1 protein-coding gene is annotated in these 1,667 nt (G+C 73.5%); it reads left to right on the top strand.

Annotated features, from left to right (window positions below; translation table 11 throughout):
* Nucleotides 1-1,667: condensation domain-containing protein (locus AOK00_RS04185; protein ID WP_254047233.1), on the top strand; the 1,667-nt coding region annotated here is incomplete at both ends.

Genomic DNA, 1,667 nt, shown 5'->3' with positions numbered 1-1,667 from the left:
GGATCCGTTCGGTCCTGCGGGTGAGCGGATGTACCGGACGGGCGATCTGGCGCGGTGGAACGAGTTCGGTGAGGTGGTCTTCGAGGGGCGTGCGGACCAGCAGGTGAAGCTGCGTGGTTTCCGGATCGAGCTCGGTGAGATCGAGACCGCGCTTCTCGCGCACGACTCGGTGGCACAGGCGGCGGTGATCGTGCGGGAGGACCGGCCCGGCGACAAGCGCCTCGTCGCCTACGTCGTCCCCGCCCTCCACACCCGTATCGACACCGAGGCCCTCCACGGCCACAGCGCCGAGCGCCTCGCCGAGTACATGGTCCCCTCCGCCTTCGTCGCGCTCGCCGAACTCCCCCTGACCGCCAACGGCAAGCTCGACCGCCGCGCCCTGCCGCAGCCCGTGCTGACCGGCGAGGACGACGGTCGGGCCCCGCGCAACCCCGTCGAGGAGGTGCTGTGCGGTCTGTTCGCCGACGCCCTCGGCGAGCCCGCCGTCTCCATCGACGACGACTTCTTCCGCCTCGGCGGACACTCGCTCCTCGCCACCCGCCTGGTCGGCCGCGTCCGTACCGCCCTCGCCACCGAACTCTCGCTCCGCGACTTCTTCCGGTACCCGACCGTCGCCGGACTCGCCCGGCTGATCACCGCCGGCGCCGGACAGGCCCCGCGCCCCGCGCTCACCGCCGCCGGCCGGTCCGACGACGACCTCCCGCTCTCGGCCGCCCAGCGCCGCCTCTGGTTCCTCGACCAGATGGAGGGCCCGTCCGCCACGTACAACATCCCCCTCGCCGTACGCCTCACCGGCGCCGTCGACCAGGAGGTGCTGCGGCAGGCGCTCGGGGACGTGATCGCCCGCCACGAGGTCCTCCGGACCAGCTACCCGGTGCACCAGGGCGAGCCGCGCCAGCACATCGCCGACCCCGAGCAGGTCACCGTGCCGCTCACCGTCGCGACCGTCACCGACGACGAGCTGCCCGCCCGGCTCGCGGAGGAGACCGCGCACCTCTTCGACCTCGCCGCCGAACTCCCCCTGCACGCCGTGCTCCTCGACCTGGCACCGAACCGGAGCGTCCTCGTCCTGGTCGTGCACCACATCGCCTCCGACGGCTGGTCCAACACACCCCTCATGCGGGACCTCGGCGCCGCCTACACCGCCCGCGCCCACGGCACGGCCCCCGAGTGGGAGCCGCTGCCGGCCCAGTACGCCGACTACTCCCTCTGGCAGCGGGACCTGCTCGCCGACCACGAGGAGGACCAGCTCGCCCACTGGCGGGAGGCGCTCGCGCAGCTGCCCACCGAGGTCACCCTGCCCACCAGCCGGCCCCGCCCGGTCGTGGCCTCCTACCGCGGCGCCACCCACACCGTGCACTGCCCTGCGGAGACCCACCAGGCCCTCAGCACCCTGGCCAGGGAGCACGGCGTGACCCTGTTCATGGTGGCGCAGGCGGCCACCGTGGCCCTGCTGGCCCGTTCCGGGGCGGGCACCGACATCCCCCTCGGCTCGCTCGTCGCCGGGCGGACCGACGAAGCCCTGGAGGACCTGGTCGGGTTCTTCGCCAACACCCTCGTGCTGCCCACAGACGCCACCGCCGACCCGCTCTTCCGCGAACTCCTCGACCGGTTCCGGGCGACCGACCTCGGCGCCTGGGCACACCAGGACCTGCCCTTCGACCGGC

The sequence above is a fragment of the Streptomyces aureus genome (assembly GCF_001418135.1).
GTDB classification, from domain to species: Bacteria; Actinomycetota; Actinomycetes; order Streptomycetales; family Streptomycetaceae; genus Streptomyces; species Streptomyces aureus_A.
The sequence above is the reverse complement of the archived record's forward strand: the minus strand, read 5'-3'. Positions and strand labels throughout refer to the sequence as shown.